At 61.8% G+C, this 15,519-nt stretch carries 15 protein-coding genes; 5 read left to right on the forward strand and 10 right to left on the reverse strand.

Annotated elements, in window-relative coordinates:
• Nucleotide 1: 1 nt before the first annotated feature.
• From ACSOSP_RS23945 to ACSOSP_RS23970, 6 genes are all read right to left on the reverse strand, one after another.
• Nucleotides 2-565, reverse strand: a complete 564-nt coding sequence (locus tag ACSOSP_RS23945) for a DUF4136 domain-containing protein (RefSeq protein ID WP_455313388.1) — start codon at nt 563-565, stop codon at nt 2-4.
• A 19-nt stretch (nt 566-584) separates the two neighbouring features.
• Entirely contained in the window at nt 585-3,014 is a 2,430-nt protein-coding gene (locus ACSOSP_RS23950) for a CHASE2 domain-containing protein (protein WP_455313389.1), read from the reverse strand.
• Between the two features lie 9 nt (nt 3,015-3,023).
• The gene (locus tag ACSOSP_RS23955; RefSeq protein WP_455313390.1) at nt 3,024-4,382 is read right to left on the reverse strand and encodes a FecR domain-containing protein; all 1,359 of its coding nucleotides are present in this window, start codon (nt 4,380-4,382) and stop codon (nt 3,024-3,026) included.
• A gap of 68 nt (nt 4,383-4,450) precedes the next feature.
• A complete protein-coding gene (locus ACSOSP_RS23960) occupies nt 4,451-5,149 on the reverse strand; it encodes a response regulator transcription factor (RefSeq protein WP_455313391.1) in 699 nt (232 codons plus the stop codon).
• 109 nt (nt 5,150-5,258) lie between these two features.
• The gene (locus ACSOSP_RS23965; RefSeq protein WP_455313392.1) at nt 5,259-5,666 is read right to left on the reverse strand and encodes a peptidase; all 408 of its coding nucleotides are present in this window, start codon (nt 5,664-5,666) and stop codon (nt 5,259-5,261) included.
• A 15-nt stretch (nt 5,667-5,681) separates the two neighbouring features.
• On the reverse strand, nt 5,682-5,834 hold the full coding sequence (locus ACSOSP_RS23970) for a hypothetical protein (protein ID WP_455313393.1): 153 nt from the start codon (nt 5,832-5,834) through the stop codon (nt 5,682-5,684).
• Nucleotides 5,835-6,346: 512 nt separating this feature from the next.
• Here ACSOSP_RS23970 and ACSOSP_RS23975 point away from each other — a divergent pair.
• Both ACSOSP_RS23975 and ACSOSP_RS23980 read left to right on the forward strand, forming a co-directional pair.
• Nucleotides 6,347-7,144, forward strand: coding sequence for a substrate-binding domain-containing protein (locus ACSOSP_RS23975; protein WP_455313394.1), 798 nt, complete (start codon nt 6,347-6,349; stop codon nt 7,142-7,144).
• 51 nt (nt 7,145-7,195) lie between these two features.
• Nucleotides 7,196-7,801, forward strand: a complete 606-nt coding sequence (locus ACSOSP_RS23980; RefSeq protein ID WP_455313395.1) for a pyridoxamine 5'-phosphate oxidase family protein — start codon at nt 7,196-7,198, stop codon at nt 7,799-7,801.
• Here ACSOSP_RS23980 and ACSOSP_RS23985 read toward each other — a convergent pair.
• The gene (locus ACSOSP_RS23985) at nt 7,798-8,898 is read right to left on the reverse strand and encodes a zinc-binding dehydrogenase (protein ID WP_455313396.1); all 1,101 of its coding nucleotides are present in this window, start codon (nt 8,896-8,898) and stop codon (nt 7,798-7,800) included. The genes ACSOSP_RS23980 and ACSOSP_RS23985 overlap by 4 nt on opposite strands.
• 90 nt (nt 8,899-8,988) lie before the next feature.
• Here ACSOSP_RS23985 and ACSOSP_RS23990 point away from each other — a divergent pair, with 90 nt between their 5' ends.
• Together ACSOSP_RS23990 and ACSOSP_RS23995 are read left to right on the forward strand one after the other, a co-directional pair.
• A complete protein-coding gene (locus tag ACSOSP_RS23990; RefSeq protein ID WP_455313397.1) occupies nt 8,989-9,900 on the forward strand; it encodes a LysR family transcriptional regulator in 912 nt (303 codons plus the stop codon).
• Nucleotides 9,901-10,035: 135 nt separating this feature from the next.
• The gene (locus tag ACSOSP_RS23995) at nt 10,036-11,280 is read left to right on the forward strand and encodes a GGDEF domain-containing protein (RefSeq protein ID WP_455313398.1); all 1,245 of its coding nucleotides are present in this window, start codon (nt 10,036-10,038) and stop codon (nt 11,278-11,280) included.
• Between the two features lie 105 nt (nt 11,281-11,385).
• Here the strand turns inward: ACSOSP_RS23995 and ACSOSP_RS24000 are convergent, their stop codons facing one another.
• The 3 genes from ACSOSP_RS24000 to ACSOSP_RS24010 are packed head-to-tail and all read right to left on the reverse strand — an operon-like array spanning nt 11,386 to nt 14,298.
• Nucleotides 11,386-11,904 (reverse strand): ureidoglycolate lyase, encoded by a 519-nt coding sequence (locus ACSOSP_RS24000; RefSeq protein WP_455313399.1) that lies wholly within the window; start codon nt 11,902-11,904, stop codon nt 11,386-11,388.
• Nucleotides 11,905-11,910: 6 nt separating this feature from the next.
• Nucleotides 11,911-12,921, reverse strand: coding sequence for an allantoicase (alc, locus tag ACSOSP_RS24005; RefSeq protein ID WP_455313400.1), 1,011 nt, complete (start codon nt 12,919-12,921; stop codon nt 11,911-11,913).
• Nucleotides 12,922-12,969: 48 nt separating this feature from the next.
• A complete protein-coding gene (locus ACSOSP_RS24010) occupies nt 12,970-14,298 on the reverse strand; it encodes a C4-dicarboxylate transporter DctA (RefSeq protein WP_455313401.1) in 1,329 nt (442 codons plus the stop codon).
• A gap of 238 nt (nt 14,299-14,536) precedes the next feature.
• Here ACSOSP_RS24010 and ACSOSP_RS24015 point away from each other — a divergent pair, with 238 nt between their 5' ends.
• Nucleotides 14,537-15,226: a FadR/GntR family transcriptional regulator gene (locus ACSOSP_RS24015; RefSeq protein WP_455313402.1), complete on the forward strand. Its 690-nt coding sequence runs from the start codon at nt 14,537-14,539 to the stop codon at nt 15,224-15,226.
• Nucleotides 15,227-15,519 lie beyond the last annotated feature (293 nt).

The following is a 15,519-nucleotide window of genomic DNA, read 5'->3' on the forward strand; positions in this document are numbered from 1 at the left end:
GCTAATCACAGTGCGCAACCTCGCGCCGCTCGGCATTGTGCATGGGAAAGTCCGCGAACGCACAATTCATGAGGCTGTGCAGCGCCGCGCTTCCGGCTGGGTCCCGATCCGTATGCGTGACGCTCACCTGGTAACTCAACGCCCCGCTCGCGCGTTCAACGAACTGGATGGTCAGCGCATGGACGTAGTGCTTGCGCCCAAACCATTCCTTCTGTGGCGCCACGTCGTCGCATGCGCTTTCGGGTGCGCCGGTGCACTCGGCGTGCACACGCACAGCTTGCGGACGCGTTGCATAACCCAGCTTGACGAGGTAGTCCGCGCTGTTCGCAGGCGCGTGCCGCAAGCCCTTTGCGGCCAGTGCTTCATCGAGCCATTGAGCGCTGGCGGCGTCGGTGACGGCGTCTCCCTGAGCCTGCACACTCGATGATTGCAAGGCATAGGTCTTGACGCCCGTCGTCGCAAAATCTCCACCACTGTAGGCACTGATCCTCACCGGCGGCTCGCTGGCGCACCCGCCGAGAAGCGCGAGAAAGAAAATGGCGCATGCCATCGATCGTAGGTTCACTTCATTCCCCAATAAACGTTCATTGCTTCGGCGCAGCGGGTTGTTCGCCGCTCGCTTCGCGCGGCTCGATTGTCTGGGAGCGCAAGGTGATCGTCACCGTTGTCCCTTGGTCCGGCGCGCTTTGAATCGCGATCTCCCCTGCGTGGCGGCTGATCACTGTCTTCACGAATGCCATCCCCAGCCCGGTGCCGTCGCTCGGCGGCTGGCCGTCGAGATGAAAGCGCCGGAAGCGTTCGAACAGATGCGCTTGCTGCTCGAGCGCAATACCGTAGCCCGCGTCGCGCACCATGCACACGATCGCGCCCGGCATCTCCGTGACGATACAGTCAACGCGCGTGCCGGGTGGGCTGTATTTCACCGCGTTGCTGAGCAGGTTGATGAGCGCACGTGTCATCAGCGACCGGTCGGCCAGGATCCAGAAAGCCTGGCCTTCGCTGTCGCAAAGCACCTCGATGTCCTTCGCGTTTGCAAGCGGCCAGATCTCGTCGCTGGCGTCGATCGCGAGTTCATGCAGGTTCAGCAGCTCGAGGCTGTAGTGCTGCGATTCGGCGCGGGCGAGTTGCACAAAATCGTCGGCCAGCGCGAGCGAGCGGCGCGCGTAACGTTCCACGCGCTCCATCAACTCCATCGCCGGCTTTGAATCGATGCGGGGCCGCTCGGTGTCGAGCAACGCAAGAATGGACGCCTGTGGCGAGCGCATGTCGTGCGATAGCAAATGCAGCATGTCGTCGCGCTGACGCTCGGAAGCGTGGAGCGCGGTGATATCGACCCAGCTTGCGATCCATCCCAGCGATTCGCCCGTGCTGGTCGCGCAGGGCGCATACCGCAGCATGTGATCGCGGCCCCGGTGATCGCGCACTTCAATGCCGTGCATCATCACGGCAGTGTGCCGCTCGTCGCGCGGGTCGAGCATCGCCGGCCATGACATGCCGCTGGGCAGCGCGCCACTGCTGTCTTCATCGACGGGACGCACGAAGTGGAACTCGCTGAAGATCTGCACGATGGACATGTCGTTGAAACGCATGGGGCCGAAATGCAGCCGCGCGGGATCATTGACCATCAGGATGCGGCCGTTGCGATCGCAGACCATGATCGGCTCGGGCAAGCTGTTCAAGCTGTCCCAGATGAACTGGCGCATATTGCGCTGGCGCTGCACGGCCTGGCGCGTCAGTGCGATCAGGCGCTCGAGCAGATCGCCCGCCGTGCCCTGCGGTTTCTGGTCGGCGCCAGGCAACAGGTTGGGCTCGGCAGCCAGCAGACGCAACTCCTGTCCCAGATACGCCATCGCGACCTCGAGACGCCGCCAGCTCCACAGCAGGTAGATCAGCGCCAGGCCGCCCAGCGCCGGCACGGGCGAGAGCCAGGTCGAGCGCAGATACACCAGGCAGGCGCTCGCAATCATGCAGGCGCCAGCCAGTGCAACCGTGAGCATGAGTGACTGCAACGGCGACACCACCAACAGGGCCGCGAGCAGGATGCCGATCGGCACGAGGCTCAGCCAGCCAGCGGCCTTGTTGCTCATCGGTTCAATGGCGCGGCCGTCGAACAGCGCGTCGAGGATGGTCGCGTAGATATCGACACCGGGGAGTTCGCCCACTTCGCCCGAGATCGGCGTCGCAAAGCGGTCGCGCAGGCCGGCCGCCGTTGCGCCGACGAGCACGATCTTGCCCGCGAAAAATTCAGGCGGCACCGCGCCCTGCATCGCCGCCGCGAACGACACGCGCGGATAGTCCAGCGACGTGCGCGAGAACGGGATCATCATCCGGTGCGCGCGGTTCAAATCGCCCGCGCCAGCGGGTTCGGCCACCGCTCTTTCGATCCCGGGCAGCGTGGCATCTGGCCCTCGCAACGCCTGATACACCGGCACCGTAATGCTCGGCCACCAATCCTTGCCGCTGCCTTCGAACAGCGAGACGCTGCGCACGATACCGTCGTGATTCACTTCCAGGTCGATATGACCCACGCCCGCCGCCGCCCCGCGCAACGCCGGGACGGGTTCGACTACGGCGGCCTCGTTCTGGTTGACGGGCAGCCGGTCGACGAGCAGCGGCAGATAGGTCGGCACATGCTTCATTGCCGCGGCGAAAGCGGCGTCGCCGGGAGAGGGCTCGGTGAACAGCACGTCGTATGCGACGCCCGCCGGTTTGGCCTTCGCAAGTTGCGTCAGCAGCGCCGCGTGGGTCTCGCGTGGCCACGGCCAACGCCCGAGTTCCGCGATGCTCTCATCATCGATCGCGACAATCACGATGCCGTTCGACGGATGGCCCGCGGCGTGCAACAACAACTGATCGTAGAACAGGAAACTGGCGCGTTCCGTCAGCGGGCTCACCACGCCGAAGAGCACCGCGGCCACTCCCACCACGCCGATCAACGTCCACTCCAGGAAGAACCGCTTGCCGATCGAGGGCGCGAGCCAGCGCCGGTTGCGGAAGGGGAAGCGCCATGGCATGGGTGGCGCCTACCGCGTTTGAGTGAACGACCGGATTTCGCTCGGAATGGACAGGAGCCGGCCGTTCTCGAAGGTATCGACAACAATCGTCCAGTAGTACTTTCCTGGCGGCAAATTCGCCACCGTCATCTCGCCTCCCGCCACATCGAGCAAGTCGATGAACGGCTCGTTCAGGTCCGCATGATCGGACAGGATGAACCGGTATCGCGCGCCCTTAGCCTCGCTATCGACATGCCAGCGGAATGTGTAGCCATTCCCTTCTATGGGCGTGGCCGCCGCGTTGGTGGTGTCGAGATGACGGCTGAACGTGAACACTTGCGGCAAGCCATCGATGCCGTGCGTGTCGGTGGCCGAGACGCGCACGAAATAGTTGCCGTCAGGGATGTTGTCGAACGCCGCGTGCAGGCCGTTGGTGCGCTGGTCGCGAAGCAGGTCGAGGAAATCGGCATCGGTCGCGATCTCCGTACGGTACGCGCCTGCGCCCGCGACCGGCATCAGGTCGAAGCCGACTTGCGGCACGTTCTGCAGCTTGCCTGGATCGGCAATCTCGGGCGGATCGAGCAGCCGCACCGACGCGCCGGCGGCGCTCCCCGTGCGCGTCAGGTTGCCGTAGCCTGCCAGCACGAGCGTCTGCGCGCCTCCCGGAACAGGCAGCGGAGCAGACGTGCTGTTGGCGGCTCCGTCGGGCCCTGCTCCATCCACGCCGATCTTGCCCGCCAGCACCTCGACGGTGGTCGCGTCCTGCGCGGCCAGGTAGTTCACCCGGAAGCGCGTGCCGCGCACGCCTGCCACCACTGACGGCGTAATGACCCGGAACGAATCGCGCGGGTTCTTGAACGGCGTGACGTCGGTTGAGACCTCGCCTTGCTTCAGGTCGAACTGGCGATCGACCGCGCCGGTCAGCAGCGTGGTCCGCAAGCGTCCGATGTGAATCCGGCTGCTCGATGGCAACACGACATGCGAGCCGTCGGGCAACGTCATGGAGACGAACGCGTCGCGGCCGGTGCTCAGTTCGTCGCCCTCCATCAGCAGCGTGCCCGCGCTCACCGGCAGCGGGGGAGCGCCCGCCGTACCAAGCTTCTCGACACTGCCGCGCACCGCCACTACCCTGGCTGTCAGCAGTGTCTGCCTGAGCCGCGAGGTGGGGATGGAAAGACGGGCGTTGACCTTCAGGCGCCGCGGATTCGCAACGTGATTGATATCGCGCAACACCCGCCAGTCGGCAGGACTCTGCATATAGCGGTCCGCGAGCGTGTAGAGCGAATCGTCCGCATGCACCACGTACGGCGTCATATCCTGCGGCGGCAGGCGCTTGGCGTAAGCCGGCTGGATCGAACAGATCATCGCGATGACACCGGCCGCCGCCATTGCAGCATTCAGCCCGGAGTGCGAACGTCGATGCGCCGCCCGACCGCGCCTGTTTTTATGGAACCCGTTCACGGCGATTCATTCCCCACTTTTTCCAACCGGTAACCGTAGCTGTAGATGGGTGTTATGCGGTAACCGTTTTGCGGCCGCAACACCAGCTTGGAGCGAATCTGCGAGACATGGGTATCGATGGTGCGCGACGGGATATCCACGTCCTGCCGCCACACCGACTCGCGGATATGAGAGCGTGACAACGGCCGCGACAGGTTGCGAAAGAGCAGCAGCGCAAGCTCGAATTCCTTCTGCGTCAGGACGGCCGGCGTTTCGCTGACCAGTGCGGTCTGGGTGGTCAGATCGAATCGATAGATGCCGTAGGTTTCCTCGGTCACCTCGTTCTGGCTCATGTAGATCCGCCGCAGCAATGCTTCCACACGGGCAAGCAGCACAGGCCGCGAGACCGGCTTGAGGATGTAGTCGTCGGCGCCGGCGTTAAGCATCTGGACGATGTCGCTTTCAACAGAGCGGCTTGTCAGGAAGAGCACCGGCAGGTTCGTGGTGAGGTTTTGCCTGACCCATTTCAGCACGACGTCGCCCGGCATTTCCGGCATGTTCCAGTCGAGCAGCAGCAGGTCGTACGGCTGACGCCTCAGCTCATGGATCAGGCTCTTGCCCTCGGTGAAAACCTGGCAGGAGTGCCCGGCCGCAGTCAATGTCTGAGCCACGAACTCCGTCTGGCTCAGGTCGTCGTCCAGCACGCAAATCCGCATTGCCTGATATCCCGTTAAATAGTCAAGACGGCCTTGTCATTTATTTTGCCTGGACGCCGAATGCCGATGCAGATTGTCTTCTATTTTTATTATACTTTTTTATGCGAAATCAACGCATTTGAATCAGCATCCGGTCAAAGCTTTTCATGACATGATCCCACGCCGCATCCGAGTAATCCTCACGCGCCCGCGCACACATGCACGCAAAAACAATCAATCGTCGCGCCGTATGCTCGCAATAAGTCAGCGGCATTGGAGCGCCTTCATCTTCCTGAAGTCCATCGAATCGATCCTGAGTGCGGTCTACCGAACGGTTTAGCTTCTCCAGTCGTGCGCGCAGAATATCCGCCAGCCACGGTAATTCGGCGGCGCACGAATCCGCATAAGCCTCGATTGCCGCACGAGCATGCGAATCCGATGTCAGATCCAGAGTCAAAAAACGCAAGCTGTCAGCCGATTGCTCTGGCCGGATTTTCGACTTCCACGCAAGCGGGCCGCGGCCGGATTTATTCAACATTGAAAGCATCCTGGTCTAGTGACGCGCCACGAGATCGCTCAGAAGCGATTGCACCGCGACATCCTGCGTATGGCTAAGACCAGAATCGCGCAGCGTCAATAAACGGTTGCGCCAATAGTTCGCGTGAAAAATCGCGCCATCGGCGCCCATCGCGAGACAACGAGACATGATCCCTTCAATATGGACTATTTCCGCGTCGATTATTATGGACGCACGATTTCCCTGGTATGGCGTTTTGGTATTCACTTGAAATCCCCGAAAACTGACGTCTTGTGCGCGGCGAGCCAGCCTCTCAGCGCTAAATAAACCAGATCGCCTTCATGGGTTCTCATCCCTCGGCGCGTAGCGCCGGGCATGTTTTTTCCCACTCATATTATTTGCCGAAGGACAAACCAAAATTGTCTTTCGATGAAGCACTCTACTGCCAATCACTGCGCTATTTCACGTACTTTTCAGTATTTGACAGTTCCACCAGAGAAGCCCGGCATACATGCCCAGGGTCGTTGAAAGTACAACGTTTGGCTTTGAGCGGTAAGTTAATCGTCAGGCTAAGCCGGAAATCGTTTGCGCGTCTATTTGCGCGTAATAACACGGGGTGTTCCCTAACGACCATCACCGTCGATGCGTTTAAACTTCGTCGGCGCAAACGTTATCGGTTCTTCCACTTTTTACGGTCATCCATGAAATCGTTCTTGTTGAAGCTTTCCGCATTCGCGTTCATCAGCGGCGTGGCTGCCACAGCCACTGCCACCATCGTTCATGCCGCTGAATTACATGTCATGAGCTCGGGCGGATTCACCGCGGCCTATAAAATCCTCGGGCCAAAATTCGCCGCGGCCAGCGGCAATACGCTCGACACCGCCTTGGGTCCGTCCATGGGCAAAGCGCCCGAAGCAATTCCGAACCGGCTGGCGCGGGGCGAACCGGCGGACGTGGTGATCATGGTCGGCTACGCGCTCGACGACCTCATCAAGCAAGGCAAGGTGGTTCCGGGCTCACGCGTCGAACTGGCCGATTCGGCCATCGGCATGGTCGTGCGTACCGGCGCGCCGAAGCCGGACATCGGCACGGTTGCGGCGTTGAAGGACACGCTGCTGCACGCGAATTCGGTCGCCTATTCCGATAGCGCGAGCGGCGTGTACATACAGAACGAGCTATTCAAGCGCTTGGGGATAGAGGACCAGATCCGGCCCAAGGCCACCATGGTGCCGAAGATTCCCGTGGCGTCGGTGGTGGCCAACGGCGACTACGAACTCGGCTTCCAGCAAGTGAGCGAACTGCTGCCCATTGCGGGCGTGACGTTCGTCGGCAAGATCCCCGAGTCGGTGCAATCGATTACGCGATTTGCAGCCGGCATTCCTGTTGGCGCGCAACATCCAGCCGAAGCGAAAGCGCTGCTCGAGTATCTCGCCTCGCCGGAAGCGGCGCCGGTCGTCACGCAGACACGGCTCGATCCTGTTCCTGTCACGCCTCATTGAAGCGGTTTTGTTAATGTATGGGCTGAACCCGGATCATTGAAGGAGCGCAGCATGTTGACGAGCGTCGAGCAACTGGAAGGTATCTACGGCAAGGCGAACGAGCGGTCGCTGCGCAAGGAGATTTCGTTCATCAGCGAAGACTACGCGGCGTTCATTCTTGCGTCGCCCTTCGTGATGCTGGCGTCGGCGGGAGAGGACGGGCTCGACTGTTCGCCCAAAGGCGACGCCATGGGCTTCGTCCGGATCCTCGATGCCCATACGCTCGCCATTCCCGACCGTCCGGGCAATAACCGTATCGATACACTCAGGAACCTCGTGCACGACCCGCGCGTAGCCTTGCTGTTTCTCGTGCCGGGCGTGGGGGAAATGATGCGCGTGAACGGCCGTGCATCGATTGCCGACGACAGCGAGCTGCTCGCCTCATTCAGCGTCAACGGCAAACCGCCGCGCACGGTGATCCTCGTGCATGTGGAGTCGGTGTATTTCCATTGTTCGAAGGCGGTCGTGAGATCGGACTTGTGGAATGGCGAGAAACACGTCGACCGCTCGAGCTTGCCCTCGGCCGGCGCCATGCTGAAGAACGTAAGCGATGCCAGTTTCGACGGCGACGCTTACGACCGCGCATTGCCCGGACGCCTCAAGACCGACCTGTACTAGGCGCCGCCCTGCTTCCACGCTTGGGGCGAGTCACCGCCTACCACCGTGCATTGCAGGCCCGACATGCGGCCGGCTTCATCGATAGCCGCTTCCAACTCCGCGAACGGAAACGTCTTCAATTCGACGGATGCCAGCGGCAACTGACGCGATGCAGCCAGCGCAACCAGCGCGAGATAATCGGGGGGCGTGTACATGAAGTGGCCGATCAACTCCCAGTTGTTCAGCAGCATCTCCGAATAGGGAATCGGCAAGTCCACCAGCATGCTGCCCATCAGCACGAGGCGCCCGGCGCGGCGCAGGCTTCTTAGCGTGGCGAGCGTGGCGTTGGCATCGGTTGCGCTGCCGACCATATCGAAGGCCAGATCCGCACCACCACCGGCCGCAGCACGGATGGCCGTCACGTCGCGCGCCGCGTCGCCCGAAAGCACGACCGGCACCACCCGGCCTCGCCCGAGTTCCACCAGCGTTTGCAGCGGCTCGGCGCGCCTGCCGAGCGCAACCACCCTGCTCGCGCCCATCGCCAGCGCAACGAGTACGGCCGCCGAGCCGAAGTAACCGGTTGCACCGTTCACGATCACGGTTTCACCTGCCGCGAGTCGTCCGCGCCGCAAACCGCCGAACGGCACGGCGAACTTGCCTAGTATCGCGAGACGCTCGGCCGGGAGATCGTCGAGTCCATCGAGCGGAATCAGCGTCGATGCCGGGAACTCCGCTACTTCGCGCAAGGTGCCATGCGGGTAGTCGGCGAGCATCGGCCCGCTGTCGGCGCCAAGGCCGGTCAGCGCGATCAACACTTGCGCCGGTTCGCGTACCGTTTCATTGGCGATCCAGTACGGGTTCACCGCGACGCGCTGACCCACGTGAAACGACATCACGCCGTCGCCGACCGCTTCCACGCGGCCAACACCATTTGTCCCCGGCGAGAACGGTCCCGGCGGATACGCATACGGCAACTTTCCTTCAACGTGAGCGCGCGTGTAACTGAGCAGCGGCACCGCCTCCATCCGGACGGCAACCGCGTTGCGGCGTGGCGCGGGCTGTACAACGTCGCGCAGCGCCAGCGGCGTACCGGGTTCATCGAGCATCCAGGCTTTCATCTGTATTCCCCTTAGGATCGGTTGGACAGTTGAACTCTAGGTTCCGGGTACGTATTCTTGAAATCAATTAATAGAATGCAACCTATCAATATGATTGATCTTCGCGGTATCGACTTGAATTTGCTGGTGTCGCTGGACGCATTGCTGGCCGAATCGAACGTCACGCGCGCGGCTCAGCGACTGCATCTGACGCAACCGGCTGTCTCGACCCAGCTTGCGCGGCTGCGGCAGATCTTCGGCGATCCGCTGCTGATTCCCGCCGAGACCGGCCGGGGCATGACGCGCAGCACGCGGGCGCTCGAGTTGATGGAGCCGCTGCACCTGGCATTGAAGAATCTCGAAGCCGTCGTGCGCCATCAACCCTCTTTCGATCCGCATACAGACCACCGCAGCTTTGTCATTGCCGCGAACGACAACGCCACGGCGGTGCTCGGCCAGCGGCTCATGGAGCAGCTGCCGACGCTGGCCGGGCCGGGAGTGCGGATCGCGTTTGTCGTGGCCGACCAGCCGTCGATGGCGACGCGGCTCGAGCGCGGTGAAATTGATTTGCTGCTGGGCTCGGAGCGGATGGTGCCGGCGTCGATGAAAGCCCGCAAACTCTTCGCTGAGCATTTTGTCGTCGTCCAGCGCAAGGGGCATCCACGCGGCACGGCCCCGCTCGATCTCGACACGTATTGCACGCTGAATCATGTGCTGGTGTCGACGAGCGGCGGCAGTTTTCATGGCTTCATGGACGAACATCTTGATGCGCTGGGACGCGAGCGCCGGGTCGTATTGTCGGTGCAGCATTTCACGCTCGTGCCTGAATTGCTGGCACGCACGGACTATGTTTCGACGCTGCCCGCCCGCTTCGCGGAGCGTTATCGGGCGCGCCTCGATATCTTCGACCTGCCGTTCGAGGCACGCGGTTTTACGCTGTTCGCCGCGTGGCCGCCTCGCAATCAGGCCGATCCGGCGCACGTGTGGTTGCGCGACACGCTGGCGGCGCTGGCCTCGACGTAAGGGTCTGACTGTAGTGGTCTGACTTACCCGCTCATCCCGCCGACATTACGTTTCGTTCAGACTTCGACACCCCGGGCCCAACACACAAAATGACTTATCATGTCGCCCGAACCGCGACATCAGACATGGCGAGCGATGGCCGAACCAACCGAAATTCCACGCTTCGACGCAGAGACGAATTTCAAGCTTGACCGTCTATGGTCCGAGTTCGAAGACGCGTCAGTGGAAAGCGAGTTTCAGCGCCATCACCGGATTGCAAACCATACGTCCCTGATGCGCACGCTTGTCTTCTGCACCTTGTTTTACGTCACGTTCGCGATTACCGACATAGCGGCCCTCGGTTATTCCCGTACCACCTTCGTGCTTTTCCTGGCGCGCTGCTGCGTTGCGTTGACGGGTGTGGTCAGCCTGCGCGTCGTAAGCTTCCCGCAGGTTTCCCTCGCCTCCGTGCGCGCGGCCGCGAGCGCGTTCGAAGTGGTCGGCTTCGCTGTCTTCATGTTGATCACCTGGCTTCGTCCCGCCGGAATGGCGGCGCACTGCATGTCCATGTGCATTCTGCTGATCGTGGTGTACAACTTCATTCAGAACAAGCTGCTCTGGGCCTTGCTCATATCCTTGACCGCGACGATCGCGTTTATCGCCATTTGCGCGGTATCGAAGACGCTCGACTCGTCGGCGTTGCTGACATCGTCGATGCTTCTGGCCTTCACCAATGTGCTCGGTTATGTCACAGCTCGCCGCCACAATCGCCTCGTCCGCGACCAGTTCTGCCAACACGCGATGTTGCGCAACCTCTCCGTGCGCGACTATCTCACCGGCTGCTTCAACCGGCGGTACCTGACCGATGTTCTGTTCGACGCAGAACTCCAGCGCACTCGAAGGTACAAGCTCAAGCTCGCCGTCATCCTGTGCGACATCGACCACTTCAAGCAGATCAACGATACCCACGGTCACCCCGCAGGCGACGCAGTCTTGCGGACCTTCGCTGCCATGCTGTTTGCCCACACACGGCAGCGGATTGACAGCGTGGTTCGCTACGGCGGCGAGGAATTCCTGTTGCTGCTTCCGCAAACGGATCTCGCCGGCGCGACGGTGCTTGCCGAGCGCATGCGCCAGTCGTTCGAGCTCACGACCACGCGCGCGTGGGATGGCCGCGAAGTGCGTTCGACCGCGAGTTTCGGAGTAGTGGCTGTGAATTGCGCGGGTGAATCAGGTCGCGTGACCGAGGAAAGCCTGGTGGGCGCCGCCGATGCGCAGTTGTATCGCGCAAAGAACGCGGGGCGCAACCAGGTCTGCGCCAGTCTCGCACCGCACGAGTGGGGTACGGCGACGGGCCGGGATGGCGGGCAAGAGGGCGTCGTAGCGGTTGCACAGCCCTAGTTTTTGAAGCGCTTTGTCTATCGGCTCGCGGACACCGGCAACAGCATGGATTTGAAGCCGGGCCATGCTGCGCGAACAAAAGCAGCATGGCCCGGTTATCGGCCTTCAGGCGGCCGACGAATCAACGAGCTCACCCTCTACCAGCCGAATATTTTCCAATAGATAGGTTTCCTCACAATTCGGCTCCTTCCCGCCGCGATCCACCACGATAAAGTCCGCAGCAACATCGAGCACGATCAGCGGATGGTGCCAGACGCCACGCGCATAGTTCACGCCCTGCCAGCCGCGCGTGAAAAACGCCCGCAGTTTCGATGCATCGAATTCACCCGCCGGCGCGACCACCACCAGATACGACACCGCGCCGAGCGGCAGGAACGCCTGGCTTCCTAGCGGATGGCGCTCCATCATCGAGATCTCGATGGGTTGCGCACGCGGCTGACCCCGGAACACGTTGATGAGCGGCCGGCCGCCCTCGTCCGCGCCGACATCCACGCGCGCCAGATCGTGGAAACGCTCGGTCGTGCCGCCGTTGATCGGAAAATGCTGCGCGCCGTCGAGTTCGATTACATCGCCGAACGGTTTGAATGCCGCGCGTGTCAGGGGTTCGAGCGTAAGCGTGTTCATGGCTTCTTACTCGATCGCGCCGAACAGGCGCAGGCGCGACACGCCACCGTCCGGGAACATGTTGAAGCGAACGTGCGTGACGGGCCCAAGCGCCGCCACTTCACTTTCGAATCGATGGATGTTGTCCGCCGACAGCTTCTGTTGCGGCAACAGCACCGGCCAGAACATCGCCTGCGTGACCAGCGATTCGTCCGTGCCGCCGGTCACGCGCGCTGCTTGCAGCGAGCAGCCATCAGGGAAATTGCCCTTGAAGTGGGCCGTATCAACTTCGATGGCATGGATCACGCCGGGGTGCGCCAGCGCCACGATTGCCCAGTCGTTGCCGGGTTCACGACGGCGCCGCGTCTCCCAGCCATCGCCCATATCCACGCCGCGCCCGGGCATCAGCATCTGCGATGCCGGTCCGAAATGCTGGTTGTTCGCCGCCACCAGATAAGCGCCATTTTCGATCGCCGCGAGATCGACTCGCGTTCCGTGTTCAACGCGGGTCCAGTCCACTTTCGGTTGGCCATACACACGCAAACGCGCAATCCCGCCATCGGGGTAGATGTTCACGCGCAGGTGCGTGTAGGCGCGGGTGTCCGAGATCGGCAGATAGTGATGCTGGTTGCCCTGCAGCGTGGTCGCCGGCACGATCTCGCGCCAGTCGGCATCGTCTTGCGGCGTGGCGCTGTCGCTCGTGCAGGCATCGATAGACGCCGCCGGGGGGAAGTTGCCGGTGAAGTGGCTCGTATCCAGGTCGATGCCGTGAATGGTGCCCGGCCGCGCGAGCTTGACGATGCAGAAATCGTAGCCGGTGGTGCGCTTGCGGCGCGTTTCCCAGCCGTCCATCCACTTGCCGTTGTCATCGTACTTACCCGGGATGAAAACCGCCGGCTGCGGGTCGAGCATCCGCTCCTTGGGTGCGAAGAATTCATCGCTGGCGAAGAGCGCGGTGGCGCCAAGACGCGGATCGGCGAGGTTCATGAAGCGGCGGGTGAATGCCGGAGCGTTGGGGTCGAGAACGGGACTAGCCATGAGGTGATTTCCTTTAAAAGATTCAGGGGACGGCGATGAGCACAGCGCTCAGACAGCGTGCGCGGGTTCGTGGCCATGGCCTTGGTTTGTTCCGGCGTGATCGGCCGGAACGAAAAGTAATTCGGCATCCTGATTGAGTACACGTGTGGCTCGGACACGGTCGATATCCTTTTCCCACACGGCCACGACCACTGTCGCGACGCAGTTGCCGATCAGGTTGGTGACGGCGCGCGCAATGCCGACGAACCAGTCCACCGGCAGGATCAGCACGAGGCCGAGCACGGGAATGGCCGGAATGGCGGAGAGCGTCGCCGCGAGGATCACAATGGCCGAGCCGGGAATGCCATGCGCGCCCTTCGACGTCACCAGCGACACCAGTACCACCACTATCAAGTCGTGAATCGACAGCGGCGTATTCGTAGCCTGCGCGATGAAGATGACGGCGAGCGTGAGATAGATCGAGAAGCCGTCGAGGTTGAACGAATAACCGGTCGGGATCACGAGACCGACGGTGGAATCCTTCACGCCCATCCATTCGAGCTTGCGCATGATCTGCGGCAGCACGGCATCCGATGAAGCGGTGCCGAGCACGATCAGCAGTTCTTCGCGCAGATATCGCACGAGTTTGAAGATGCTGAAACCCGTGAGCCGCATCACCACGCCGAGCACGACGAACACGAACAGGAAACAGCTCACGTAGAACACGACCACCAGCATGCCGAGCTGCTTGAGCGACTCCACGCCATAGGTGCCGGTCGTGAACGCAATCGCACCGAGCACGCCGAGCGGCGCGAGCTTGATGATGAAACTCATGATGCGGAAAAACACGTGCGAGAGTTCATCGATAAGACCCGTCACGCGCTGCGCGCGCTCGCCCAGCAGCGAGAGCGCGGCGCCGAACAGCACGGAGAACACGAGGACCTGCAGGATGTCGCCCTTCGCGAAGGCGTCGGTGGCGGTGTCGGGGATGATCTTGAGCAGGAAGCCGGCCGTGTCCTTCAGGCTTTTCGCGTGTTCGGTGTAGGTAGCGAGTGAACCGGCGTCGAGCGTATGCAGGTCGATATTCATGCCCACACCCGGCCGCGTCGCGTACGCGAGTACAGCACCGATGACGAGCGCGAGCGTGGTCATCACCTCGAAATAGACCACCGACTTCAGCCCGACTCGCCCGACCTTCTTCAGGTTGCCCGCGCTTGCCATGCCCGAGACGACCACGCAAAACACGATCGGCCCGATCACCATCTTGATGAGCTTGAGGAATCCATCGCCGAGCGGCCTCATCGATTGCGCGAAATGGGGAAACACCGCGCCGATCACGATGCCCGCGACCAGCGCGATCATGACCCGCCCAAACAGGGAATTAAGAAATCTCAACACGGTGTGTCTCCTCGATGTCGCACGGCACGGGATTGATGACTATGCTAACTGTTCAGACTGGTCGGACCAGTTGCTGATGAGGAATATTAGAAAGCCGATATAGTGGAGTCAAGGTCCGCTTGATAGCGGTTTACCCGGCGTGTGCGGGTGTCATTCGTCATAAAAATTGCATCGAGGCAGACGTCTGGCGGTGTCGCGCCTACAATGGCGGTCAGACCGCGCCACTCTTAATCGTCCTATGAAAAATGTTCCGCATACCGTGACCGATGCCGCCATCGCGACTATTCGTGAGCGCATCGAGACGAGCGTTTATCCGGTGGGAAGTCTGCTGCCGGCGCAGCGGCAGTTATCGGAGGAACTGGCGATCAGCCGCGCCTCGCTGCGCGAAGCGCTGTCCACGCTCGAAGCGCTCGGGATGCTGAATATCCGTCCCGGCAAGGGCGTGTATGTGAACAGTGCAGAAGCGGCCGGCGCGCACGCGTGGCGTTTCGCCGACCAGGCGTCGCTGCCCGATACCTACCAGATGCGCTTCGCGCTCGAGGGTTTCGTTGCACGGCTGGCGGCGCCGGCTATTGGGGACGCAGACATCGTCTGGCTGGAGGACAACCTCGACTCGCTGCAAGGCGCGCTGACCTGCGCCGAACTCGACGAAGCCGCGCAACTCGACTTCGCGTTCCATATGCGCATCGTGAGCCTCGCGGGCAATACGGCCATTGAATCGATCCTGCGCGGCAGCGCTGACATCATGAAAGAGAGCCAGCGTTTGCCGTTTTATCGGCGGGAGCTGGTGCTGTCGACGTATCACGAACATCTGGCGATTGTCGATGCATTGAAGGCGCGCGACAGCGAACACGCCGGGCGTGCAATTGAAGCGCATATCGTGAACGCGGCGCAGCGGGCCGGCGTACATTTTCCGATTCCGGGCTAGTCCGGAGCAACGTGCTTGCACCGCCTAACGATGACATGAAACCGCCGCACGGGTTATTCACCGTTTATGTTGGCAACCCTGTGGATAACGTGTCTGGCGACGAGCTAAGCGCTTGATGCGGTTCGGATTTGAGGCGCTGCTTCGGTTTGGTCAGCGGTGCGTAGCTCTGGAAAAACCGGGTGGTCCTGATCTCGACAACGGGTGTTAAAATCTGCCGCTCTGATTGAAGCCCACCCCGCTCATATCCGATTTCCGTCAGTCCAAAGTCCCACCTCGGACAGCCGCCCGAATGT

This window comes from Caballeronia sp. KNU42 (assembly GCF_053760385.1).